The sequence below is a fragment of the Microbacterium telephonicum genome (genome assembly GCF_003651225.1).
Lineage (GTDB): Bacteria > Actinomycetota > Actinomycetes > Actinomycetales > Microbacteriaceae > Microbacterium > Microbacterium telephonicum.
Map to the genome: position 1 here is coordinate 18,752 of NZ_RCDB01000004.1, position 22,556 is coordinate 41,307.

23 protein-coding genes are annotated in these 22,556 nt (G+C 69.5%); 18 read left to right on the forward strand and 5 right to left on the reverse strand.

Annotated features, from left to right (window positions below; genetic code table 11):
- Nucleotides 1–60: 60 nt before the first annotated feature.
- From dnaK to C7474_RS13580, 4 genes are read left to right on the forward strand one after another with little or no spacing between them, the layout of a single operon-like run.
- Nucleotides 61–1,935 carry a molecular chaperone DnaK gene (dnaK, locus tag C7474_RS13565; protein WP_121060829.1) on the forward strand — a complete coding sequence of 625 codons (1,875 nt, stop codon included), beginning with the start codon at nucleotides 61–63 and terminating at the stop codon, nucleotides 1,933–1,935.
- Nucleotides 1,936–1,945: 10 nt separating this feature from the next.
- A complete protein-coding gene (locus tag C7474_RS13570) occupies nucleotides 1,946–2,527 on the forward strand; it encodes a nucleotide exchange factor GrpE (protein WP_121060831.1) in 582 nt (193 codons plus the stop codon).
- A gap of 12 nt (nucleotides 2,528–2,539) precedes the next feature.
- Nucleotides 2,540–3,532 carry a DnaJ C-terminal domain-containing protein gene (locus tag C7474_RS13575; protein ID WP_121060833.1) on the forward strand — a complete coding sequence of 331 codons (993 nt, stop codon included), beginning with the start codon at nucleotides 2,540–2,542 and terminating at the stop codon, nucleotides 3,530–3,532.
- Nucleotides 3,533–3,582: 50 nt separating this feature from the next.
- A complete protein-coding gene (locus tag C7474_RS13580; protein WP_121061198.1) occupies nucleotides 3,583–4,002 on the forward strand; it encodes a heat shock protein transcriptional repressor HspR in 420 nt (139 codons plus the stop codon).
- A gap of 115 nt (nucleotides 4,003–4,117) precedes the next feature.
- Here the strand turns inward: C7474_RS13580 and C7474_RS13585 are convergent, their stop codons facing one another.
- Genes C7474_RS13585 through C7474_RS13600 form a run of 4 tightly spaced genes read right to left on the reverse strand, consistent with a single transcriptional unit; the run spans nucleotide 4,118 to nucleotide 7,527 of the window.
- Nucleotides 4,118–4,873 (reverse strand): SDR family NAD(P)-dependent oxidoreductase, encoded by a 756-nt coding sequence (locus C7474_RS13585; protein WP_121060835.1) that lies wholly within the window; start codon nucleotides 4,871–4,873, stop codon nucleotides 4,118–4,120.
- Entirely contained in the window at nucleotides 4,870–5,721 is an 852-nt protein-coding gene (locus tag C7474_RS13590) for a fumarylacetoacetate hydrolase family protein (protein ID WP_121060837.1), read from the reverse strand. The genes C7474_RS13585 and C7474_RS13590 overlap by 4 nt, the downstream gene beginning before the upstream one ends.
- 28 nt (nucleotides 5,722–5,749) lie before the next feature.
- On the reverse strand, nucleotides 5,750–6,508 hold the full coding sequence (locus C7474_RS13595; RefSeq protein ID WP_121060839.1) for an SDR family oxidoreductase: 759 nt from the start codon (nucleotides 6,506–6,508) through the stop codon (nucleotides 5,750–5,752).
- A complete protein-coding gene (locus C7474_RS13600; RefSeq protein WP_121060841.1) occupies nucleotides 6,505–7,527 on the reverse strand; it encodes a zinc-dependent alcohol dehydrogenase in 1,023 nt (340 codons plus the stop codon). Before C7474_RS13600 ends, C7474_RS13595 begins: the two co-directional genes overlap by 4 nt.
- A 117-nt stretch (nucleotides 7,528–7,644) precedes the next feature.
- Here C7474_RS13600 and C7474_RS13605 point away from each other — a divergent pair, with 117 nt between their 5' ends.
- The 6 genes from C7474_RS13605 (at nucleotide 7,645) to C7474_RS13630 (ending at nucleotide 13,937) form a co-directional block, all read left to right on the forward strand.
- A complete protein-coding gene (locus C7474_RS13605; protein ID WP_241965264.1) occupies nucleotides 7,645–8,895 on the forward strand; it encodes a CaiB/BaiF CoA transferase family protein in 1,251 nt (416 codons plus the stop codon).
- On the forward strand, nucleotides 8,892–10,025 hold the full coding sequence (locus tag C7474_RS13610) for an extracellular solute-binding protein (RefSeq protein ID WP_121060843.1): 1,134 nt from the start codon (nucleotides 8,892–8,894) through the stop codon (nucleotides 10,023–10,025). Before C7474_RS13605 ends, C7474_RS13610 begins: the two co-directional genes overlap by 4 nt.
- A complete protein-coding gene (locus C7474_RS13615; RefSeq protein WP_241965265.1) occupies nucleotides 10,022–10,474 on the forward strand; it encodes a MaoC family dehydratase in 453 nt (150 codons plus the stop codon). The genes C7474_RS13610 and C7474_RS13615 overlap by 4 nt, the downstream gene beginning before the upstream one ends.
- Before the next feature lie 22 nt (nucleotides 10,475–10,496).
- Nucleotides 10,497–11,510, forward strand: a complete 1,014-nt coding sequence (locus C7474_RS13620) for a LacI family DNA-binding transcriptional regulator (protein ID WP_121060847.1) — start codon at nucleotides 10,497–10,499, stop codon at nucleotides 11,508–11,510.
- Between the two features lie 124 nt (nucleotides 11,511–11,634).
- Nucleotides 11,635–12,633: an aldo/keto reductase gene (locus C7474_RS13625; protein ID WP_121060849.1), complete on the forward strand. Its 999-nt coding sequence runs from the start codon at nucleotides 11,635–11,637 to the stop codon at nucleotides 12,631–12,633.
- Nucleotides 12,630–13,937 (forward strand): enolase C-terminal domain-like protein, encoded by a 1,308-nt coding sequence (locus tag C7474_RS13630; protein WP_121060851.1) that lies wholly within the window; start codon nucleotides 12,630–12,632, stop codon nucleotides 13,935–13,937. Before C7474_RS13625 ends, C7474_RS13630 begins: the two co-directional genes overlap by 4 nt.
- An 11-nt stretch (nucleotides 13,938–13,948) precedes the next feature.
- On the opposite strand, the gene C7474_RS13635 is transcribed toward C7474_RS13630, so the two are convergent.
- Nucleotides 13,949–14,689 carry a FadR/GntR family transcriptional regulator gene (locus C7474_RS13635; protein WP_241965266.1) on the reverse strand — a complete coding sequence of 247 codons (741 nt, stop codon included), beginning with the start codon at nucleotides 14,687–14,689 and terminating at the stop codon, nucleotides 13,949–13,951.
- Nucleotides 14,690–14,786: 97 nt separating this feature from the next.
- Between C7474_RS13635 and C7474_RS13640 the strand changes: the two genes are divergently transcribed.
- The 8 genes from C7474_RS13640 to C7474_RS13675 all read left to right on the forward strand — a co-directional run bounded on the left by C7474_RS13640 (nucleotide 14,787) and on the right by C7474_RS13675 (nucleotide 22,519).
- Nucleotides 14,787–15,968 carry a mandelate racemase/muconate lactonizing enzyme family protein gene (locus C7474_RS13640; protein WP_121060853.1) on the forward strand — a complete coding sequence of 394 codons (1,182 nt, stop codon included), beginning with the start codon at nucleotides 14,787–14,789 and terminating at the stop codon, nucleotides 15,966–15,968.
- Complete coding sequence (locus C7474_RS13645) at nucleotides 15,955–16,620, forward strand: RraA family protein (RefSeq protein WP_121060855.1); 666 nt, start codon at nucleotides 15,955–15,957, stop codon at nucleotides 16,618–16,620. Before C7474_RS13640 ends, C7474_RS13645 begins: the two co-directional genes overlap by 14 nt.
- A gap of 56 nt (nucleotides 16,621–16,676) precedes the next feature.
- Nucleotides 16,677–17,561: an amidohydrolase family protein gene (locus C7474_RS13650; protein WP_121060857.1), complete on the forward strand. Its 885-nt coding sequence runs from the start codon at nucleotides 16,677–16,679 to the stop codon at nucleotides 17,559–17,561.
- A gap of 238 nt (nucleotides 17,562–17,799) precedes the next feature.
- Entirely contained in the window at nucleotides 17,800–19,116 is a 1,317-nt protein-coding gene (locus tag C7474_RS13655) for an ABC transporter substrate-binding protein (protein ID WP_121060859.1), read from the forward strand.
- Nucleotides 19,117–19,180: 64 nt separating this feature from the next.
- Nucleotides 19,181–20,155, forward strand: coding sequence for a carbohydrate ABC transporter permease (locus C7474_RS13660; protein ID WP_121060861.1), 975 nt, complete (start codon nucleotides 19,181–19,183; stop codon nucleotides 20,153–20,155).
- Nucleotides 20,152–21,090, forward strand: a complete 939-nt coding sequence (locus tag C7474_RS13665) for a carbohydrate ABC transporter permease (RefSeq protein ID WP_121060863.1) — start codon at nucleotides 20,152–20,154, stop codon at nucleotides 21,088–21,090. The genes C7474_RS13660 and C7474_RS13665 overlap by 4 nt, the downstream gene beginning before the upstream one ends.
- The gene (locus C7474_RS13670) at nucleotides 21,087–22,199 is read left to right on the forward strand and encodes a Gfo/Idh/MocA family protein (protein ID WP_121060865.1); all 1,113 of its coding nucleotides are present in this window, start codon (nucleotides 21,087–21,089) and stop codon (nucleotides 22,197–22,199) included. The genes C7474_RS13665 and C7474_RS13670 overlap by 4 nt, the downstream gene beginning before the upstream one ends.
- Nucleotides 22,196–22,519: an L-rhamnose mutarotase gene (locus tag C7474_RS13675; RefSeq protein ID WP_121060866.1), complete on the forward strand. Its 324-nt coding sequence runs from the start codon at nucleotides 22,196–22,198 to the stop codon at nucleotides 22,517–22,519. Before C7474_RS13670 ends, C7474_RS13675 begins: the two co-directional genes overlap by 4 nt.
- Nucleotides 22,520–22,556: the final 37 nt, after the last annotated feature.

The following is a 22,556-nucleotide window of genomic DNA, read 5'->3' on the forward strand; positions in this document are numbered from 1 at the left end:
GACTCAACTTCGCGGCTCGGAGTTTTCACAACATCACGCACACCACAGAAGGAGAAACACATGGCACGTGCAGTGGGTATCGACCTCGGAACGACCAACTCGGTCGTCTCGGTCCTCGAAGGCGGCGAGCCGAAGGTCATCGCCAACGCCGAGGGTCTGCGCACGACCCCCTCGGTCGTCGCGTTCACGAAGGACGGCGAGGTGCTCGTCGGCGAGACCGCCAAGCGCCAGGCCGTGACGAACGTCGACCGCACCCTCACGTCGGTCAAGCGCCACATGGGCACCGACTGGAAGACCCAGGCGATCGACGGCAAGAACTACACGCCGCAGGAGATCTCGGCGCGCATCCTGCAGAAGCTCAAGCGCGACGCGGAGCAGTACCTCGGCGACACCGTGACGGATGCCGTCATCACCGTCCCGGCCTACTTCAACGACGCGGAGCGCCAGGCCACGAAGGAGGCCGGTGAGATCGCAGGCCTCAACGTGCTCCGCATCATCAACGAGCCGACCGCCGCCGCGCTCGCCTACGGTCTCGACAAGGGCAAGGAGGACGAGCTCATCCTCGTCTTCGACCTCGGTGGTGGAACGTTCGACGTCTCCCTGCTCGAGGTGGGCAAGGACGACGACTTCTCCACGATCCAGGTGCGCGCCACCGCCGGTGACAACCGCCTCGGCGGCGACGACTGGGACCAGCGCATCGTCGACTACCTGATCAAGCAGTTCAAGGACACCACCGGTGTCGACGTCTCGGGCGACAAGATCGCGCTCCAGCGCCTCAAGGAGGCCGCCGAGCAGGCGAAGAAGGAGCTCTCCAGCTCGCAGTCGACCTCGATCAACCTGCCCTACCTGTCGCTGACCGACTCCGGCCCCGTGTCGCTGTCCGAGACGCTGACCCGTGCGAAGTTCGAGGACCTCACCAAGGACCTGCTCGACCGCACCAAGAAGCCGTTCGAGGACGTCATCCGCGAGGCCGGCATCAAGGTCGGCGACATCGACCACGTCGTGCTCGTCGGCGGTTCCACCCGCATGCCCGCCGTGAGCGAGCTCGTGAAGAAGGAAGCCGGCAAGGAGCCCAACAAGGGCGTGAACCCGGACGAGGTCGTCGCCGTCGGCGCCGCCCTGCAGGCCGGTGTCCTCAAGGGTGAGCGCAAGGACGTGCTGCTCATCGACGTCACCCCCCTGAGCCTCGGCATCGAGACCAAGGGCGGCATCATGACCAAGCTCATCGAGCGCAACACGGCAATCCCGACCAAGCGCAGCGAGACCTTCACGACCGCCGACGACAACCAGCCGTCGGTCGCGATCCAGGTCTTCCAGGGCGAGCGCGACTTCACGCGCGACAACAAGCCCCTGGGCACCTTCGAGCTGACCGGCATCGCGCCGGCGCCTCGCGGCGTGCCGCAGGTCGAGGTCACCTTCGACATCGACGCCAACGGCATCGTGCACGTGTCCGCCAAGGACAAGGGCACCGGCAAGGAGCAGTCGATGACCATCTCGGGTGGCTCGTCGCTTCCCAAGGAGGACATCGAGCGCATGGTGCGCGAGGCCGAGGAGCACGCTGCCGAGGACAAGAAGCGCCGTGAGGCCGCCGAGGTGCGCAACCAGGCCGAGACCCTCTCGTACTCGATCGACAAGCTGATCAAGGACAACGAGGACAAGCTGCCCGAGGACGTCAAGAGCGAGGTCCAGGCCGACGTCGACGCCCTCAAGACCGCTCTGGCGGGCGAGGACGAAGACGCCGTGAAGAACGCGTTCGACAAGCTCAACCAGTCGCAGGGCAAGCTCGGCGAGGCGATCTACGCGTCGTCGCAGGCCGAGCAGGCCGCGGATGCCGGTGCCGGTGCCGGCGCCGAGCCGGGTGCCGAGGGTACGGCATCCTCCGACGAAGACGTCATCGACGCCGAGGTCGTCGACGACGAGGACGAGAAGAAGTAAGAATCGACACATGAGCGACAAGGACTTCCAGCCCGAAGACGGCGACGAGGTCCTCGGTGAGGAGGGGTCGGAGGCGAACGCTTCCGGCCCCGACTCGCAGGAGGACTCCCTGACGATCGAGGACATCCTCGGCACCGAGCAGTCCGACGAGGCCGCCGTGGCCGAGGCGCCCGCCGAGGAGCACGACCTGCTGCTCGACCTCAAGCGTCTGCAGGCCGAGTACGCGAACTACCGCCGCCGCACCGAAGAGCAGCGCGAGGCCGAGATCGACCGGGCCAAGGGCTCGGTCGCGAAGGGTCTGCTGCCGGTGCTCGACGACCTCGACCGCGCCGACAAGCACGGCGATCTCGCCGAGGGCTCGCCCCTGGCGGCCATCGCCGAGAAGCTGCGCGGCGTCGTGACCCGGATGGGTGTGGAGTCGTACGGCGCGGCCGGCGACGTCTTCGACCCGCAGCAGCACGAGGCGATCTTCCAGGTGCCGACACCCGGCGTCGAGGCCGCCGCGATCATCGAGGTGGTCGAGGTGGGCTACCGCCTGGGCGCGATCGAGCTGCGTCCGGCGAAGGTCGTGGTCGCCGTGCCGGCAGAGTAAGCGGAGGAGAAGATGGCCAGCCAAGACTGGTTCGACAAGGACTTCTACAAGGTGCTCGGCGTCTCGAAGGACGTCTCCGAGGCCGACCTGAAGAAGACCTATCGCAAGCTCGCGCGCACCTACCACCCCGACTCCACGCAGGGCGACCCTGCGAAGGAGGCGAAGTTCAAGGAGATCAGCGAGGCGTACGCCGTGCTGAACGACAAGGAGCAGCGCGCCGAGTACGACCAGCTGCGCGCGATGGGCGCCGGCAACGCGCGCTTCACCGCGCCGGGCGCCGGCGGCGGCTTCGAGGACGTGTTCAGCCGGTTCGGCTCCAGTGGCGCGCGCGGCGCGCAGGGCGCCGACTTCGACGACATCTTCGCGATGTTCGGTCAGCAGTCCGGCGGCGGCCGGTTCGGCTCGGGTCGGTTCGGTCAGCCCTCGGGCGGCTTCCAGGGATACGGCGGTCCGCAGCGCGGCGCCGACGTCACGGCGCGCACGACGCTGGACTTCCAGACGGCGGTGCGCGGTGACACGATCACGCTCGCCGGCGAGGACGGCAAACCGTTCAAGGTGAAGATCCCCGCGGGCGTCTCGGACGGGCAGAAGATCCGGCTGCGCGGTCGCGGCCGCCCGTCGCCGGACGGCGGCGAGGCGGGCGACATCGTGGTGTCGGTGACGGTGCGGCCCCACCCCGTATTCACGCGGGACGGGCTGAACCTGCGCGTGACGGTGCCGGTCACCTTCACCGAGGCGGCGCTGGGCGCGACGATCGAGGTGCCCACTCTCGGCGGCGACGTCGTGAAGCTGCGCGTGGCCCCCGGCACCCCGTCGGGGCGCGTGCTGCGCGTCAAGGGGCGCGGCGTCGAGACGGCCAAGGGCACCGGCGACCTGCTCGCCGAGGTGCAGGTCGCCGTGCCGACGCACCTCGACGAGCGGGCGAAGGAGGCGCTGGAGCGCTTCCAGGAGCTCGAACCCAAAGAGAACCCGCGCGCCGAGATGATGGCCAAGGCACGCGAGTGACCGTGTCCGGTCGTTGAGCGAGCGCAACGAGTCGAAACGAGGTGAACGTCATGTCCGATGAGGTCGACGAGGAGGCCCCGATCTTCGCGATCGCGGTCGCCGCCGAGCTCGCCGGCATGCATCCGCAGACCCTCCGCCAGTACGACCGACTGGGCCTCGTCGTGCCCGCTCGCACGCAGGGCGGGTCACGGCGATACTCGCTGCGGCACGTGAAGCAGCTGCGCGAGGTCTCGGCCCTGTCGGCCGACGGGATGAGCCTGCCCGCGATCTCCCGCATCATCGAGCTCGAGAACACCGTCCGCGCGCTGCGCGGTCAGGTGCGCGACCTCGAGCTGCGCCTGCGCGACGAGGTCGACAGCCGCTCCCGGGTGTTCGCCGCGGGCGCCTCCGGCTCGGTCGTGACGCTGCGCCAGGGCACGCGCGTGCGCCGCGCGACGGAGGTCGTCGTCTGGCGCCCACCGTCCGACTGACCCCTCTCTTCTCACGCGAAAGGTCGCGACACGCGCTACCGGGGACTCCGGATGCGGCGTGTCGCGACCTTTCGCGTTCGGTGACGGTGGCGGGGCCGGTGGCGCGGGCGGTGGGTCAGGACTGGGGGCGGACGCGGACGTGCGTCACGCCGCCGTCGACCTCCAGCACGGTGCCCGTCGTCGAGCGCGACAGCGGCGACGCGAGGTAGAGGATCGCACCGGCGACCTCTTCGGGCGAGACCATGCGGCCGGTCGCCTGTCGCGCGTCGAGCGCGCCGCGCTCGGCCACCGGATCGTCGAACTGCGTCAGGAACTTCTCGACGAACGGCGTGAAGACGGTACCCGGGCTGACGGCGTTGACCCGTACGCCCTCGCGGACGTGGTCGGTGGCCATCGCATAGGTCAGCGCCATCACGGCGCCCTTGGTCGCGGAGTACAGCGCGCGCTGCGGCAGGCCGTTGAGGGCGGCGATCGAGCAGAGGTTCACGATGGCCGCGTTCTCCGAGGCGCGCAGCAGCGGCAAGGCCGCGGCGGTCGCGCGCGCCATGCCCGTCACGTTGATGTCGAGCACGCGCGCCCAGTCCTCGTCGCCCTGATCCTCGACGGTGCCGATGGCGCTGACACCGGCATTGTTCACGAGAACGTCGAGGCCGCCGAAGCGCCGCTCGATCTCCGCCATCGCCGCGACCAGCGACGCGCGGTCGCGCACGTCGGCGGTGATGCCGTGCAGCGGCGCGGGCACATCGCCCGCGTTGAGGTCGAGCACGACCGCCGTCGCCCCCGCATCCGCGAACGCCTTCGCGGTGGCCAGCCCGATCCCCGAGGCGCCCCCGGTGACGGCGGCGACGAGCCCATCGAACGCGCCGGTCATGCCTGGCCCACTTCCTGGCGCGAGCGGCCGAGGCCGTCGATCTCGAGCTCGACGACATCGCCCGCCTTCAGATACGGCGCGTCGGGGAGGCCGAGTGCGACGCCGGCGGGGGTCCCGGTGTTGATGAGGTCTCCGGGGCGCAGCACCATGAACTGCGACAGGTACCAGATCACGTAAGCGACGGGGAAGATCTGCGTGGCGGTCGAGCCGTCCTGACGCAGCTCGCCGTTGACCCAGAGGCGCAGGCCGAGCTGCTGCACGTCGTCGACGTCGGATGCCGGCACCAGCACGGGGCCGAGCGGGTTGAACGTTTCGCAGCTCTTGCCTTTGTCCCACTGGCCGCCGCGTTCGAGCTGGAACTCCCGCTCCGACACGTCGTGCGAGAGCACGTATCCGGCGATGTGCCGTGCGGCCTCATCGGGCGAGTCGAGGTAACGCGCGGTCTCCGAGATGACGACGCCGAGCTCCACCTCCCAGTCGGTCTTCGTGGAGCCTCTCGGCACGAGCACCTCGTCGAAGGGGCCGACGATCGTCGACGGGTCCTTCATGAACACGACCGGCTCGGCGGGGATCGCGGCCCCCGTCTCCTCGGCGTGGTCGCGGTAGTTCAGTCCGACGCACACGATCTTCGTGGGTTGCGCGATCGGTGCGCCGACGCGGAGGTCTGCGGCGTTCTCCAGGACCGGCAGCTCGCCGGCATCCGCCGCCGCTCGTGCGCGCGCCGCGCCACCCGCGGCGAGGAACGGGCCGTCGATGTCCACCGTGAGGCTGCGCAGGTCGTACACGGCGTCGCGGTGGTGCAGGACGGGGATCTCGTGGCCGAGCGGGCCGAGGCGTCCGAGTGTCATGGTTCTCCTTGAGGGGTGGAAAGCGGGGTCAGCGGCCGAGCCAGCCGCCGTCGACGGGCAGCACGACGCCCGACACGTAGTCGGATGCCGGCGAGGCGAGGAACACGGTCGCGCCGGCGAGGTCGGATGCCTCTCCCCAGCGGCCGGCGGGGATGCGGTCGAGGATGGCGCGGGAGCGGTCGGAGTCGGCGCGCAGCGCCTGGGTGTTGTCGGTCGCGATGTATCCCGGCGCGATCGCGTTGACCGTGACGCCGCGCGAGACCCATTCGTTGGAGAGGGCCCGGGTGAGCCCGGCGATGCCCGACTTCGCGGCGGCGTAGCCGGGCACGTTGATACCCCCCTGGAAGCTCAGCAGCGACGCCGTGAAGATCACCTTGCCGCGTCCGCGCTCGAGCATGGGGCGGGCGAGGGCCTGGGTGAGGCGGAACTGGCTCGACAGGTTCACGTCGATGACGCGGTCCCACAGGGCCAACGGGTGCTCGGCGGCCGGTGCGCGTTCGATCGTGCCGGCGTTGTTGACGAGGATGTCGACACCCCGGCCCGCCAGCTCGGCGCCCAGTGCCTCGACCGCGACGGGGTCGGCGAAGTCGCAGGCGAGACCCTCGAACGAACGCCCGGTTCCGGTGACGGCCCGCTCGATGTCGCTGCCGGATGCGGACTGCGACGCGCTCACCCCGATGATGTCCGCGCCGGCATCCGCGAGGGCCACGGCCATCGCGAAGCCGATGCCGCGGCGCGCGCCGGTGACGACCGCGGTGGTGCCGGTGAGGTCGAACATCCCGGTCATCGCGCACCCGCCACATCGACGAGGATCTTCATCGCGCGTCCGGCCTCGAGGTCGGCGAAGGCGTCCTGCGTGTCGGCGAGCGCGACGATGCGGGTGATGAGCGCGTCGGCGGGGACGACGCCGTCCGCGACGAGCTCGACGGCCGTCTCGAAGTCGACGCGCTGGTACACGCGCGCACCGAGCAGCCGCAGCTCGCGCCAGAACACGCGCTGCAGGTCGACCTCCCGCGGCGTGGGGTGGATCGCGACGACGACGATCGTGCCGCGCACCTTCGCCAGGGCGGTCGCGCCGAGCACGGCCACCGCCGCGCCCGACACCTCGAAGACCACGTCGGCACCTGCTCCACCCGACCACTGCTCGACCCAGGCGACCTGGTCGACGGCGCGCGGATCGAGCGTCGCGAAGCCGAGCTCCTGCACCTGGGCGCGCCGCTGCGGATCGAGCTCGATCACGACGACGTCGCCCCCGAAGTGACGGGCGACCGTCGCGATGAGCACCCCGATGGGCCCGCCTCCGATGACGACGGCCTTCTGACCCGGTTGCAGTTCGGAGCGTCGCACGTCGTGCACCGCGACGGCCACGGGCTCCACGAGCGCCGCGTGGTCCAGGCGGATACCCGCCGGCAGGCGCACCAGGGTCTCCGCGGGGACGTTCCACAGCCCCTGCAGAGAACCGGGCGAGTCGATGCCGATGAAGTCGAGGTTCTGGCAGATGTGGCTGTTGCCGGCGAGGCAGGCGGGACAGGTGCCGTCCCATGCGAGCGGCATGACCGTCACAGCGTCGCCCACGGTCCAGCCGTCGACGCCGTCGCCGACGGCGGCGATCGTGCCGCTCATCTCGTGACCGAACACGAGCGGCCGCGCCACCCGCGCGTCCATGTTCCCGTGGAGGATGTGCAGATCCGTGCCGCACAGGCCGGTATAGGCGACGGCCACCTGAACCTGGCCCGCTTCGGGAGCGGTGGGTTCGGCATCCGCGATCTGGATGGTGCGGTCTCCCGCGTACGCTGCAGTCTTCACTGACGGCCTCTCAAACATCTGATGAATCCTCGTCCATTGTGCACGATCGCGGGCGATCCGGGAATCTTGCGCCCGATCTCTCCGATGACTACGATGAGCAAACGATTGAGCACTCGGATGGCCGACACTCCGGATGCCGATCATCGAACCGCCGGGTCGCTCACCGCCGACGACCCGCATGAAGGAAGCGACGGCCCGATGCCCGCCACCACCCCCCAGCCGCTCGAGGGGATCCTCGTGCTCGACTTCAGCCAGTTCCTCGCGGGGCCGGTCGCCGCACTCCGTCTCGCCGACCTGGGTGCGCGGGTGATCAAGATCGAGCGACCCGGGACCGGCGACATCGGGCGCACCCTCGCCTTCGCCGGGCGCGAGATCGACGGCGACACGGTCTCGTTCCACGCGATGAACCGCAACAAGCAGTCCATCACCGCCGACCTCAAGGATCCCGACGATCTCGCGTACGTGAAGCAGCTCGTGGCCCGCGCCGATGTGATCGTCCAGAACTTCCGCCCCGGGGTCATGGAGCGCATCGGTCTCGACTACGCCTCGGTGGCCGAGATCAACCCGACGATCGTCTACGCGAGCGCGACGGGGTACGGCAACGAAGGTCCGTGGCGCGACCGTCCGGGGCAGGACCTGCTCGCCCAGTCGATCTCCGGACTGCCCTGGCTCAGCGGCTCGAAGTCCGACGGGCCGGTGCCCGTGGGGCTGTCGATCGCCGACCATCTGCTCAGCTGCCACATCGCTCAGGGAGTGACCGCCCTGCTCGTGCGGCGCTTCCGCACTGGTCAGGGAGGCCATGTCGAATCGAGCCTGCTGGAGGCGATGCTCGATCTGCAGTTCGAGCTGCTCAGCACCCGACTCAACGACGACTCGATCGCGGTCGAGCGGCACGGGGTCCACTCGGCCCACGCCTTCCTGGCGGCACCGTACGGCACGTACCCGACGAGTGACGGCTACCTCGCCCTGGCGATGAACCCGATCCCCCGGCTCGGCGAGCTGCTCGGTGTCGACGCCCTCGTCGTGATGACCGATCCCCGTGAGGCGTGGGAGAAGCAGGAGCAGATCGAGGCGATCCTCGCGGCGACGTTCGCGACCGATACCACCGCCCACTGGCTGTCGATCCTCGATGCCGCCGACGTCTGGTGCGCTCCGGTGCTCACCCTCGACGAGCTGCTGGCCTCGGACGGGTTCGCTGCGATCGACATGACCCAGGAGGTGCAGCGGGGCGGGACGTCCATCCGCACCACCCGGAGCCCGCTCCGAGTGGACGGGCAGGTGCTCCGCAGCGCGAAGTCCGCGCCCACCCTCGGCGAGGACGACGCCGCCGTGCGCGCCGAGTTCCCTCCCGCCGGAGTGCGCGCATGAGCGTCACGCTGCGGGGCATCACCTGGGAGCATGCCCGTGGATACGGCAGCGTCGCGGCCTCCGCGCGGGCCTACCGCGAGGTCGCGCCCGGGGTGGAGGTGAGGTGGGAGCAGCGCTCGCTGCAGTCGTTCGCCGATCAGGCCCTCGAAGACCTCGTCGAGCAGTACGACCTGCTCGTGATCGACCATCCGCACATCCCGCATGCCGCCGAACACGGCCTGCTCGCCCGCCTCGACGGCGTCGGTCACGACGACGAGCTCGCCCTCCTCCAGGCCCAGTCGGTGGGCGCCTCCCATGCGACCTACGCCCACGCCGGAGGGCAGTGGGGACTCGCGACGGATGCCGCCGCCCAGGTCGCGGCGTACCGCCCCGACCTGCTCCCCGAGCCGCCGCGCGACTGGGCCGGGGTCATCGCACTTGCCGAGCAGGGGCGGGTGCTGTGGCCCTACAAGCCCGTCGACGCGTTCTCGAGCCTCGTGACGGTCGCCGCAGGATACGGCGAGGAGGCGATGCGCGCACCGGGGTGCTTCCTCACCGCCGACGCCCTCGCCGAGGCGATGGATCTGCTGCGCCGCCTCGCCCGTCTCGTGCCCGACGACAACCGCGCGTGGAATCCGATCCAGACCGCCGACGCGTTGAGCACCTCGGATCGCTACGCCTACTGTCCCCTGCTGTTCGGCTACACGAACTACAGCAGGGGCGGCTTCCGCCCGCACCGCCTCAGATACATCGACATCCCGGCCTCGCGTCGCGGAGTCTCCGGCTCGTTGCTGGGCGGCGCCGGCATCGCCGTCTCGGCGCGCAGTCGCGCCCTGCCCGAGGCGATCGACTACGCGTTCTGGCTCGACTCCGCCGCCGTGCAGGAAGGCGTCTACTACGACGGCGGAGGCCAACCGGGCAATGCGGTCGCGTGGGAGAGCGAACGCACGAACGCCGACAGTCTCGACTTCTTCCGCGGCACCCGCGCCACTCTCGAGGGCGCCTACGTGCGGCCCCGCTTCGCGCGCTACATAGAGCTGCAGAACGCGCTCTCCGAGCACGTCACCGACGCCCTGGTCGGACGACTCACCGACGACGAACTCCGCGCCCGATTGGACGAGGGCGTCGAGCAATGGCTGGAGCTCACATGAAGACGATCGACCGCTGGTTCGAGGACATCGAGGTCGGGGAGCGCCGGGAGACCGTCGGGCGCACGATCACCGAGGCCGACATCGTGCTGCACGCGGGGCAGACCGGCGACTTCTTCCCGCATCACATGGATGCCGAGTGGATGGCGACGCAGCCCGCGGGCCGACGCATCGCGCACGGCACGCTCATCCTGTCGGTCGCCGTCGGCATGACCGCGGGGGACATCAATCCGCAGGCCATGAGCTACGGGTACGACCGCATCCGCTTCATCCGCCCGGTCTTCATCGGCGACACCATCCGCGTGACCGCCGAGATCACCGAGTGGGCCGATCATCCCCAGCGCCCGGATGCCGGCTACGTGCACGAACTGGTGTCGGTCGTGAACCAGCACGGGGAGACCGTGATGGTGCTCACCCATCTCTACCTGGTCAACCGTCGGCGGACGGCCTGACGCTCACTCCTACACTGTTCAGATGGCCACGTTGAGCGATGTCGCCGCGCGGGCGGGCGTGTCGGTGTCCGCAGTGTCGCGTGTGCTCAGCGGCGCCGCGAGCGCGCGCGTCAGCGCGCAGACCCGGCAGCGCATCCACGACGCCGCCGACGAACTCGGTTATCGCCCGAACTTCGCGGCGCGGGCGCTGAAGTTCGCGCGCACGAACGTGATCGGCCTCGTCGTCCCCGAACTGACCAACGCCTTCTTCTCCGAAGTGATGCGCGGTGTCGAGGTCGAGGCCAACCGCCACGGCTACATGGTGCTGCTCGCACGAGCCGAGGGGATGCCGGAGGGGGAGAATGCGATCCCGCGGCTGATCGGCGAAGGCCGCGTCGACGGTGCCCTGGTGCAGGTCGGTGACGACATGCGCCAGGGTGACATCCAGCGGCTCGTGGAATCGAGCCTCCCCGTCGTGTTCATCAACTCCATCCACCCCGCCGGAGTGGGGGCGGTGCTGCTCGAAGACGAGCGGGGCATGCGCCTGGCGACCGAGCATCTGCTGGAGTTGGGGCACACCCGCGTGGCCTTCTTCGGCGGTCTCCCCGCCTCGGACACGGGGCGTCGCCGGGAGGACGGGTTCCGAGCGGCGATGAACGCTGCCGGCGTCCCGATCGACGAGCAGCTCGTCACCCACCTCGGCTACACCGCCGAGAGCGGACGCGCGGCGATGACGGCGGTGTCGGGCGTGACGCCACCGGCCACCGCGCTCGTCGTCGCCAATGTGAACGCCGCGCACGGGGCGTTGCTGGAAGCGCGGCGCCTCGGGCTGCGGGTGCCCGAGGACGTCTCGATCGTCGCCATGCACGATGCCTGGACGGCCGAGAACACGTGGCCGCCGTTGACGACGGTGCGGATGCCGCTGTACGAACTGGGTCGGGCCAGCATGGCCGCGATCTTCGACCGCATCACCGAGGGCACCGTTTCGGACCTCGTCGTGCGGGACCCGGCGCCTCTGCTCATCGTGCGCGAGTCGACCGCAGCGCCGCGCGACTGACCGAAACACCCGATGATTCACGCGCCTAGCGCGTGCATTTGCGTCGTAGAGTGAACTCTCGTGCGCATTCATCGAATGAATCCCCTACACTGGGGTCCGGCTCTCCGATGGAAGGACCTCCACCATGCGAACTCGCGCAGTGCGGCGCGGACGCCCTCTCGAGCTCACCGAGCTCGGACTCGGTGCCGCCCAGCTCGGCAATCTCTACCGGGAGACGACCGACGCGGAGACCGTCGCGACCGTCGAGGCGGCCTGGGAGGCCGGCATCCGCTACTTCGACACCGCCCCCCACTACGGCGTCGGGCTCTCCGAGCGACGACTCGGCGCGCAGCTGGCCGCGCGCCCGCGTGACGAGTACGTGCTCTCCACGAAGGTGGGGCGTCTTCTCGTCCCCAGCCCCGACACGGCCGACGAGCGCGACGCGCACGGGTTCGACGTTCCGGCCGACCCCGTGCGCGCATGGGATTTCAGCAGGGACGGCATCCTGCGCTCGGTCGAGCAGTCCCTTGAGCGCCTGGGGCTGGACCGCATCGACATCCTGTATCTGCACGATCCCGACGACCATTTCGCCCAGGCCTCGACCGAGGGGATCGGCGCGCTCATCGAGCTGCGCGACCAGGGAGTGGTCGCCGCCGTCGGTGCCGGGATGAACGACGCCGCACCGCTCGCCGAGCTCATCCGCCGCGCCGACGTCGACGTCGTCATGTGTGCCGGCCGCTACACCCTCCTGGACGACCGCGCGGCCGCCGAGTTGCTGCCGCTCGCCCTCGATCGGGGCGTCGGGGTCGTGATCGCCGGCGTCTACAACTCCGGACTTCTCAGCACGGCGCGGCCCGCACCGAACGCCACGTTCGACTATCTGCCGGCTTCTCCGGAGATCCGCGCACGGGCCGAACGTGCGGCCGACATCGCCGAGGCCCACGGGGTCACGCTGCCGGATGCGGCGCTGGCCTACGTGCGCCGTCACCCCGCCGTGGTGTCGGTCGTCGTCGGCGCACGCGGACGCGATCAGGTGGAGCAGAATGCGCAGCGCGCACGCACCGTCGTCCCCGAGGCCCTCTGGGCTGACCTCGCCGCAGCGGGCATCATTCCCGCCGACACTTTCTCGAAGGAGTCGTCATGACGACCATCACCGCTGTGACCGCCCACGACGTCCGGTTCCCGACGTCGCTGAGCATGGACGGCTCGGATGCGATGAACAAGGACGGCGACTACTCCGCCGCCTACGTCGTCGTCCACACCGACGACCCCGACCTGAAGGGGTACGGCTTCACCTTCACGATCGGGCGCGGCAACGACCTCTGCGTCGAGGCGGCCCGTCAACGCGGGCTGCCGCTGATCGGCCGCTCGGTCGAAGAGGCTGTCGCCGACCTCGGCGGCGTGTATCGGGACCTGGCATCCGACTCCCAGCTGCGGTGGCTCGGTCCGGAGAAGGGCGTGGTCCACCTGGCGATGGCCGCGGCCATGAACGCCATGTGGGATCTCGCGGCCCGCGTGGCGCAGAAGCCGCTGTGGCGCGTGCTGGCCGACATGACGCCCGAACAGCTTGTCGACGTCGCCGACCTTCGCTACCTCTCCGACGCGTTGACCCGGGATGAGGCGATCGCCCTGCTGGAGGCACAGGCGCCCACGCGGGCGGCACGCATCCGTGATCTCGAGGCGCGCGGAGGCTACCCCTGCTACACGACGAGCGCCGGATGGCTCGGATACAGCGACGACAAGCTGCGGCGCCTCCTGCAGGAGGCCGTCGATGAGGGGTATCGCCACGTCAAGCTCAAGGTCGGCGCGAGCCTCGACGACGACATCCGTCGCCTGCGGATCGCCCGCGAGGTGATCGGCTGGGACGCGAACCTCATGATCGACGCGAACCAGGTCTGGGACGTCCCCGAGGCGATCGAGTGGATGGGGCACCTCGCCGAGTTCCGGCCGCTGTGGATCGAGGAGCCCACGAGTCCCGACGACGTGCTCGGCCACGCGGCCGTCCGTGCGGCCGTGGCGCCGATCGGTGTCGCGACGGGCGAGCACGGCATGAACCGTGTGCTGTTCAAGCAGATGTTCCAAGCCGAGGCGATCGACTTCTGTCAGCTCGACTCGGCACGCCTCGCAAGCGTCAACGAGATCATCGCGGTCTATCTCATGGCGGCGAAGTTCGGGGTGCCCGTGTGTCCCCATGCCGGCGGCGTGGGGCTATGCGAGCTCGTGCAGCACCTGTCGATCTTCGACTACGTGTGCGTCTCGGGATCGCTCGAGAATCGGGTCACAGAGTTCGTCGACCACCTGCACGAGCACTTCACCGATCCCTGCATCGTGGAGAACGGCCACTACACGCTGCCGTCGCTGCCGGGCTACAGCGCGCAGATGCACGACGCGTCGGTCGCCGAGTACGCGTTCCCCGACGGCGGGTACTGGGCGGGTCGCGCCGGCTGACGCGGCGCGCCTCAGCCGGCGTGCGGGTCCTCGTCGGCGTGCGCGGCACTGAACTCCTCGACCCCCAGCAGGTGCACCGACATGCGCAGGCGCGCGCGCTCGGGATCGCGGGCGACGAGTTCGGCGAGGATCGCGCGATGCTCGGCCTGGGTCTCTCGAACAGAGCCTCGATGCGAGATCGCGCGCCAGAGGCGCGCGCGGAACGTGCGGCCGACGAGGGTGTCGATGACGGCCGCGAGGGCTGGGTTGCCGCTCGCGCGTGCGATGATCCGGTGGAACTCGGTGTCGGCGTCGATGAACGCTTCGAGGTCCATGTCGGGGTCGTCGGCGAGGATGCCGTCGACGACGCCGAGGATGCGGTCGAGTTCGGCGAGGTCGTCATCGGCGAGCCGGGGGGCGGCCAGCGCCGCGCTCTCGGCCTCGAGAACCCGTCGCACGGCGAGCAGATCGGCCGCGTGCGCGGGCTGCTGCAGGTCGGCGAGGAAGCCGAGCGGGCTGAGCAGGCGACGCGGGTCGAGCGAGGTGACGTAGGTGCCGTCGCCCTGTCGTGTCTCGAGGACGCCGAGGGTCGCCAGGGCCCGCACCCCTTCGCGCAGCGATCCGCGGGAGACCCCGAGCTGTGCGGCCAGGTCTTTCTCGACGGGGAGCCGAGACCCCGGATGCAGTTCCCCGCGCGTGAGCATGTCCTTGATCCCCTGGATGACGACGTCGGTCTGCGAGCGGGTCGCGGCGGTGCGGTCATCCGGGATCATGCGTGCCAGTGTAGGGCGTCTCATCCGAGGACTGGCGGTTGCTCAATCGTTTGATCTAGCATTGAAAGGATCAATCATCCGATCTAAGGAGGGTTCGATGACGAACACTCAGATCTCCGTCCAGACCAGCCTCACCGTCACCTCCCTGCGTGCCGTCCTCCTGTCGCATCGGTACGCGCCGGGGGAGGAGCTCACCTGGGTCGGCGGAGTCATCCGCTCGTGGGACGCGGCGCTCGTCGAGGTCACGCTCGCGGACGGCACGACGGGGGTGGGCGAAGCGGGCGCCGGCATCATGGCAGCCGCGGCGGTGCCGGGACTCGTCGAGGCGTACCGCCCCTACGTCGAGGGTGTCGGGTTCGGCTCCCCGCTCGACGTGGGCGACCACCTGCGGGCTTACACGGCGTTCTGGTCGCGCGGTGGCATCGCGTCCGGCGTCGCCGGCGCGATCGAGACGGCCGTGCTCGACGCCGTCGCGCGGCGCGAGGGCGTGCCGGCGTACGAGATCCTCGGCGGATTGCGTCGCGCCGACGTCGAGGCGTACGCGAGTGGCGGGCTGGGGACGACGTTCGACGAGGTGTCGGACTGGGCGCAGACGCAGGTGGCCGCCGGGTTCGGCACGGTGAAGTTCCGCGCGATGACCGATCCCGACACGACGCTGGCTCTTCTGGACCATGTCACGGCCGCGCTCCCCGACGGGGTGCGGTTCATCATCGACGCGGTGCAGGCGTGCGCCTCGCAGCCGTGGCGGATCGAGGACGCGATCCGGGTCGGTCACCGTGCCGCCCAGCTCGGTGCGCGATGGTACGAGGAACCCTGCCAGGCCGACGACGTCGCGGGCTTCGCCGCCGTGCGTGCCGCCGTGGACGTGCCGGTGTCGGGCGTCGAGTCGCACGGGAGCGAGCATGCGTTCGCCGAACTGATCGACGCCGGGGGTGTCGACGTGGCCCAGCCGGATGTCACCTTCGTCGGCGGCCCGGTCGCGGTCGCGCGCGTCTCCCGCAGGGCTCGCGACGCCGGGATCGCGTGCGTCCCCCACGTGTGGGGGAGCGCCGTGACCTTCGCGGCGAACCTGCATGCCGTGTTCGCCGACCCGCACGTCGAGCTCTTCGAGTTCTGCACTCTCCCCAACCCGCTGCGTGATGCGATGCGCACCGAGCCGATCGACTTCCGAGACGGGCGCATCTCCGCCCCGACCGCGCCCGGCCTCGGCGTCGTGCTCACGGCGCAGATCGAGCGCGACTTCCCCTTCCAGTCGGGAGGCGGCCATGTCATCCGCTGACGGCTTTCGCCCCGAGCCGGGCGACGAGCGCCTCACGAGCGCGATCGTCAGCGACTCGTGCGATGCGGCGGGGATGCGTCATCAGGTGCTACGCGGTCGACTCGCCCCCCTCGTCGCCGGCACCCGCACGATCGGCCGGGCGCGTACGGTGCGCTTCGCCCCCTCCTTGGTGGATGATCCCGCCGACCCGTATGGGGCGGCGATCGACATGATCGACGGCATCGGCGCGGGTCAGATCGCCGTCATCGCCACCGGCGAGAGCGACGACTCCGCGTTCTGGGGGGAGCTGTTCAGCGCGGCGGCACTCGGCGCCGGGGCCGTCGGCGTGGTCACCGACGGTCCTCTGCGCGACACCGACAAGATCGCGGCGCTCGGCTTCCCGGCCTTCTCGCGCTCGCGGCGACCGATCGACTTCCGCGCCCGGATGAGGGTCGTCGACGTCGATGCCCCTGTCGAGGTGGGAGGAGTGCGTATCGAATCCGGCGACCTGGTCATCGCCGACGACGACGGCATCGTCGTCGTGCCGCGCGCCGCGGAGTCCGACGTCCTCGCCCGGGCTCGCGCGCGGGCCTCGGCAGAGACGACGGTGCTCGCCGAGTTGCTGGCCGGCGACTCCCTGCGCGCGGTGTGGACGCGCCACGGCATACTGTGACCCGGCCGGCCGGAACCACGATCCCCGACACCCACGACCCACGACGGAGTGATGAGATGAGCTTTCCCGTGATCGACGCCCACCAGCATGTGTGGGACCCCCGGCAGGCCGAGTACGACTGGCTCGGCCCCGACATGGCCCCCATCGACGGGGCGATGACCTTCGCGCAGCTCGCCCCCGAGCTGCGCGCCGCGGGAGTCGACGCCACGGTGCAGGTGCAGTCGGCCGACAACCCCGAAGACACCGCGCTCATGCGCGACTCGGCGGCGCAGCATCCCGAAGTCGTCGGCGTCGTCGGCTTCGCCCCGCTCGATGACGCGGACGGCACCGCGGCGACGCTCGATTCCTGGGCCGGAGACCCGCTCATGGTGGGCGTGCGCAACCTCATCCACAACAAGCCGGACCCGGACTGGCTGCTGCGTCCCGAGGTAGACGCCGCGTTGACCGTTCTCGAACAGAGCGGCCTCGCGCTCGACGTGGTCGCCGTGCTGCCGCGGCATCTCGAGCTCGTCCCGATCCTCTCCGAGCGTCACCCGGACCTCCGGATGGTCATCGATCACCTGGCGAAGCCCCCGATCGGTCTGGACTCCGTCCAGCCCTGGCGCGACCTGCTCGCGCGGGCGGCCGAGAACCCCCTCGTCCACGGGAAGGTCAGCGGTCTCTACTCCGCGACGTCCGACATCGGCTCGTGGACCACGGAGGCGATCCGGCCGTTCACCGACATCGCGCTGGAACTGTTCGGGTCGCACCGCCTCATGTACGGCGGAGACTGGCCGATCTCGATACTCGCCGGCGGCTACACGCGGGTTTGGAACGGGTTGCGACCGCTGTTCGACGATTGGGACGAGGGCACGCGACGGGATGTGCTGGGGGGAACGGCGTCGCGGTTCTATCGCCTGGACGACGACCGGGTGGCCGCGGCGTGCGCGCGCCGCGAGTGATCAGATAACTCTTCCGTATCGCCGCCTATTCCCGCCACATTCTGCTCTTCCCTCGTCTAATCATCCGATGTATCGTCGTCATCCAGCGGGTCAGCCTGCTGTCTTGGGGTGGTGAGCAAACGTTTGACTGGGTCGCAGTCAAGGGATAACGTTTGAGCAATGCCCCGGGGCGGGCCTCCCGGCATCACTGCAGATCACGACGGCGTGAGATCTGAACGCCACACACGAAGGAGTGTCAATGAAGACCAAGCGCATCCTCGCGGCGGGGGCAGGCGTCATCGTCGCCGCACTCGCGCTCGCCGGATGTTCCGGTGGTGGGTCGGGCGACAGCACCGGTTCCGCCCAGACGGACTCGGGCGGGAAGATCACGGTGTGGGTCGATCCGCCCCGCGTGCCCGCCGCGGAAGCCTTCAAGGAGGCCTACCCCGACATCGAGATCGACATCGTCCAGATCGACGGCACCGTCGGCGGCAAGACCGTCAAGCAGTCGTTCGCGAACTTCGACGCCGCCGGCTCGGGCTGGCCCGATGCGATCTTCTTCCCGTCGAACGACGACATCGCGTGGGCGACCAACTCGACCAGCAACTACGCGGCCGACCTGACCGACCTCCTCCCCGACGTCATCGAGGGATACGACCCCGCGGTGCTCTCGTTCTGCGACATCGACGGCAAGATCCGATGCCTGCGCAACGACGCCGCGCCCGACGTCTTCTGGTACAACAAGGCGTTCTTCGACGAGAACGGCTACACCCTGCCGACGACGTGGGAGGAGTACGGCGACCTCGCCGTCACGATCGCGACCGAGCACCCCGGAAAGATCAGCGGTTTCCTCGGTGACGCGTACGCGATCAACCGCTACCTGCAGGGCTCGGGCTGCCCGACCAACGACCGGGTGTCCGAGACCGAGGCGCACATCGACATGAGCGACCCGACGTGCGTGCGCGCGACCGAACTGATGTCGAAGATGTACGACGCGGGTGCACTGAGCACCCAGGGCATCTTCGACGGCGACGCCGCCGATGCGGGCAAGAACCTCGTCATGAGCCCCGGAGCGGTGTGGTGGGGCAACTACCTCTTCCGTGACACCTGGCAGATCCCCGCCGGTCAGATGAGCGCCGTCGCCCCGCTGGCCTGGGACGGCGAGTCCGACCCGTCCACCGGGAACGAGGGTGGCGGTCTGTGGGGTGTCTCGTCGCACATCACCGGCAAGCAGCTCGAGAACACGCTCACGTTCGCGACGTTCGTCGCCACCGACCCTCGCTGGCAGGTCGACCTGTCGACGGGTCTTCCCGGCTACGGCCCGGTGCAGGATGCCTGGCTCGCCAAGATCGAGGCGGACGCCTACTTCGCCGACATCCCCGCCGTGCAGCAGGCCTTCAAGGACGCCGCTTCCGCCGTGAACCCGTACTCGTACATGCTGTACGACACGGGCTCGGTCTGGACCGAGACCGTCAGCCCGACCCTCATCGGCGGCGGCACGGTCGAAGACGCGATCGCCAAGTTCGGCGAAGAGCTCACCAACCAGGCGAAGTCGGTCGGATACACCGTCAACTGACCACGCCGCACGGGGGACGTCGCGCAGGCCGCGGCGTCCCCCGTCCCACTTCGAGGAAGAAGACATGTCGACGACGCTGACCGAAGCGGTCATCACCGCCCCCCGGCGGGGCTCCCATCACAAGCCTCCTCGGCGCCGCGCGCCGCACCGCGCCGAGGTCCGCGGTGCCTGGGTGCTCATGGCGCCCTACATCCTGCTGTTCCTCGTGGCCGCGGCGATTCCGATCGTCTACGCGCTCTACATCTCGTTCCAGAAGCCCGCGACGCTGGTGAACCCGCAGTCCGGCTTCGGAGGCTTCGACGCGTACATCACGGCCGTCACGGACTACCGATTCGTCGACACGTTCGTGAACATCTTCACGGTCATGATCGTCTGGCTGCCGCTGATGATCCTCGTCATCGTCGGCCTCGCCCTCCTCATCCACGCCAGCCCCGGCCGGTTCGGCGGAGCCATGCGCTTCGTCTACTTCATCCCCGGCGCGTTGGCCGGCATCGCGAACTTCGTGCTGTGGGTGTACCTGCTCAACCCGAGCCAGTCGCCCATCGCGTTCCTGTGGCGCGGCGCCGGACTGGACACCCTCAAAGAGGTGACGACCACCGAGAACCTTCCGTGGATCCTCACCGCGATGCTGTTCTTCCAGGGTGTCGGCACCTGGATCGTCGTCGTCAACGGCGGACTCAACGGCATCCCCGACGAGATCTTCGAGGCCGCGTCGCTCGACGGCGCGAACGCGTGGCAGCTCGCCTGGCACGTCAAGCTCCCCCTCATCCGTCCGTGGATCGGCTACGCCGCGCTGATGAACGTCGCCTACGGGTTCCAGCTCTTCCTCGAGCCGTATCTGCTGCGACAGATCTCGGCGGGATCGGTGGATGCCGAATGGGCGCCGACCCAGCTGGGCTACGCGTTCGCGTTCACCAACCGCAACTTCCCGGCGGCCGCGGCGATGTCGGTCATCCTGCTCGTGATCACCCTCGTGATCGGCATGATCATCGTCTTCCGCAGCGGCCTGTTCGGCGACGAGAAGGAGAAGGCGCGATGAGCACCACCAACGTCGAGACGCTCCGTCCCGTCGGATCCCGCCGCTGGGGCATGGGGCGCATCGCGCGCGTCACGGTGATGCTCGTCGTCGCCGGCATGTTCATCATCCCGATCGTCGGGTTCATCGCCATGGCGTTCCGCGATCAGGATGCCGTCGCCGCCGGGTCGGACGGCTGGCTCGGCCTGGGCGGATTGTCGTGGGACAACGTCGTCTACAGCTGGAGCCAGATCACGGGATTCGGTCCCGGTGGCGGTGGACTCTTCCAGCGCTGGATCCTCAACTCCCTCATCCTCGCGATCGTCGGGGGCGTGCTCGCCCTCGTCGCCGCGATGCCGGCCGGCTACGCGTTGGCGCGATTGCGGTTCGGCTCGCGCCGGTTCTGGCTCTTCGCGACGCTGCTCGCGATGGTCATGCCGAACACCGTGCTCGTCATCCCGCTGTTCCTCGAGGTCAACGCGATCGGCGCCGTGGGTCAGCTCTGGCCCGTCGCGGTGATCATGGGGTTCTTCCCCTTCGGGGTCTACCTCGCCTACATCCACTTCATGACGACGATGCCGCCCGAGCTGGTCGAAGCCGCCCGCATCGACGGGCTCGGAGAGATCCAGACGTTCCTGCAGGTCGCCCTCCCGATCTCGAAGCAGGCGGTCGCGCTCGTGGCGTTCTTCTCGTTCGTCGCGAACTGGACGAACTTCTTCCTGCCGCTGGCGCTGCTGACCTCCAACCAGCAGAACAAGACCATCTCCATCGGCATCCAGGAGCTCATCGGCGCGAGCCCGCTGTTCAACGCGACCGTCGCCGCCGGGCTCGACGTCAAGCTGTACATGCCGCAGCTGGCTCTCGCGACCGTGATCTCGATGATCCCGCTGCTCATCGTCTTCCTGGGCGCCCAACGGTTCCTGATCCGGGGGCAGACGGTCGGGGCGGTGAAGGGTTGAGCGGGGCGCCCGACCGTCCCGAACGGCATCCCGCGGCGGCGTACACGATCGCCCCGCCGGTCGCCCCGCGCCCGATCGTCGTCATCGGCGCCGGCGGCATCGTCCGGGATGCGCACCTGCCGGCCTACCGCAAGGCCGGCTTCCCGGTGTGGGGGATCGTCGACAGGGCGCGTCCGCGCGCAGACGCGCTGGCCGCCGAGTACGGGATCGAGCACGTGTTCGAAGACGTCGCGTCGGCGGTCGCCGCGGCGCCGTCCGACGCCGTCTACGACATCGCGATCATGCCCGAGCAGTTCCCCGCCGTGCTCGCCGCGCTGCCCGACGGTGCCGGCGCGCTGATCCAGAAGCCGCTCGGGCGCACGCTCGCCGAAGGCGTCGCGTTGCGCGACTTGTGCCGACGGAAGGGGCTCGCCGCCGCCGTCAATACACAGCTGCGCTTCGCGCCGTACGTCGCGGAGGCGCGTCGACTCATCGCGGCCGGCGCCATCGGCGACGTGTACGACATGGCGATCCGCGTGCGCGTCGACACCCCCTGGCACCTGTTCCCCGTCGTCGGCCTCGAGCGACTCGAGATCACGATGCACAGCGTCCACTACCTCGACCTCGTGCGCTCGTTCTTCGGTGACCCGGATGCCGTCAGCGCCGTGACGCTGCCCCACCCGCTCAAGCCCGAGATCGCGAGCACCCGGTCGACGATCCTGCTGCGCTACCGCGACCGCCCGCTGCGGGTCACGATCGACACCGATCACGACCACGCGTTCGGGCCCGGGCACGAGGAGAGCTCCATCATGTGGCAGGGCACGGAGGGTGCGCTCCGCGCCCAGATGGGTCTCCTGCTGGACTATCCGACCGGCGGGGCGGACGCGCTCGAGATCGTGCGCCTCGATGAGAAGGAGCTGGGGTGGCGGGACGTCCCGTTCGAGGGGACGTGGTTCCCCGACGCCTTCATCGGGTCGATGGGCGCCGTCCAGCGGTTCCTCGACGGATCGGTGCCCGACCTCCCGATCGCCGTCGAGGACGTGCTGCACACGATGGCGGTCGTCGAGGCCGCCTACACCTCGCAGGACGTCGAGGGCGTGCCTGTCCGCATCCCGGAGATGAGCGAATGAAGCGTGTTGCATCCGTCATCGGCCTGCCGGCCGAGAACCGTGACGAGTACGAGCGGTATCACGCCGCGGTCTGGCCCGGAGTACTCGCACGACTGACGGCGAGCAACATCCGCAACTACTCCATCTATCGGTTCGGGGAGCTGCTCTTCTCGTACTTCGAGTACGTCGGGGACGATTACGAAGCCGACATGGCCGCGATCGCCGCGGACCCCGAGACCCAGCGGTGGTGGGCCGTGCAGGAGCCTCTGCAGCGTCCGTTCGACGATCGCGCCGACGGGGAGTGGTGGTCGGAGATCCCGGAGATCTTCCACCACGGCTGAGTACTGCCTGCGCAAATCCGCCCGCGTCGATCAAACG

Bases quoted from the DNA above. Each gene is read 5' to 3' on its own strand.
- dnaK (WP_121060829.1), top strand. From the start codon at position 61: ATGGCACGTGCAGTGGGTATCGACCTCGGAACGACCAACTCGGTCGTC.
- C7474_RS13570 (WP_121060831.1), top strand. From the start codon at position 1,946: ATGAGCGACAAGGACTTCCAGCCCGAAGACGGCGACGAGGTCCTCGGT.
- C7474_RS13575 (WP_121060833.1), top strand. From the start codon at position 2,540: ATGGCCAGCCAAGACTGGTTCGACAAGGACTTCTACAAGGTGCTCGGC.
- C7474_RS13580 (WP_121061198.1), top strand. From the start codon at position 3,583: ATGTCCGATGAGGTCGACGAGGAGGCCCCGATCTTCGCGATCGCGGTC.
- C7474_RS13585 (WP_121060835.1), bottom strand. From the start codon at position 4,873: ATGACCGGCGCGTTCGATGGGCTCGTCGCCGCCGTCACCGGGGGCGCC.
- C7474_RS13590 (WP_121060837.1), bottom strand. From the start codon at position 5,721: ATGACACTCGGACGCCTCGGCCCGCTCGGCCACGAGATCCCCGTCCTG.
- C7474_RS13595 (WP_121060839.1), bottom strand. From the start codon at position 6,508: ATGACCGGGATGTTCGACCTCACCGGCACCACCGCGGTCGTCACCGGC.
- C7474_RS13605 (WP_241965264.1), top strand. From the start codon at position 7,645: ATGGCCGACACTCCGGATGCCGATCATCGAACCGCCGGGTCGCTCACC.
- C7474_RS13610 (WP_121060843.1), top strand. From the start codon at position 8,892: ATGAGCGTCACGCTGCGGGGCATCACCTGGGAGCATGCCCGTGGATAC.
- C7474_RS13615 (WP_241965265.1), top strand. From the start codon at position 10,022: ATGAAGACGATCGACCGCTGGTTCGAGGACATCGAGGTCGGGGAGCGC.
- C7474_RS13620 (WP_121060847.1), top strand. From the start codon at position 10,497: ATGGCCACGTTGAGCGATGTCGCCGCGCGGGCGGGCGTGTCGGTGTCC.
- C7474_RS13625 (WP_121060849.1), top strand. From the start codon at position 11,635: ATGCGAACTCGCGCAGTGCGGCGCGGACGCCCTCTCGAGCTCACCGAG.
- C7474_RS13630 (WP_121060851.1), top strand. From the start codon at position 12,630: ATGACGACCATCACCGCTGTGACCGCCCACGACGTCCGGTTCCCGACG.
- C7474_RS13635 (WP_241965266.1), bottom strand. From the start codon at position 14,689: ATGATCCCGGATGACCGCACCGCCGCGACCCGCTCGCAGACCGACGTC.
- C7474_RS13640 (WP_121060853.1), top strand. From the start codon at position 14,787: ATGACGAACACTCAGATCTCCGTCCAGACCAGCCTCACCGTCACCTCC.
- C7474_RS13645 (WP_121060855.1), top strand. From the start codon at position 15,955: ATGTCATCCGCTGACGGCTTTCGCCCCGAGCCGGGCGACGAGCGCCTC.
- C7474_RS13650 (WP_121060857.1), top strand. From the start codon at position 16,677: ATGAGCTTTCCCGTGATCGACGCCCACCAGCATGTGTGGGACCCCCGG.
- C7474_RS13655 (WP_121060859.1), top strand. From the start codon at position 17,800: ATGAAGACCAAGCGCATCCTCGCGGCGGGGGCAGGCGTCATCGTCGCC.
- C7474_RS13660 (WP_121060861.1), top strand. From the start codon at position 19,181: ATGTCGACGACGCTGACCGAAGCGGTCATCACCGCCCCCCGGCGGGGC.
- C7474_RS13665 (WP_121060863.1), top strand. From the start codon at position 20,152: ATGAGCACCACCAACGTCGAGACGCTCCGTCCCGTCGGATCCCGCCGC.
- C7474_RS13675 (WP_121060866.1), top strand. From the start codon at position 22,196: ATGAAGCGTGTTGCATCCGTCATCGGCCTGCCGGCCGAGAACCGTGAC.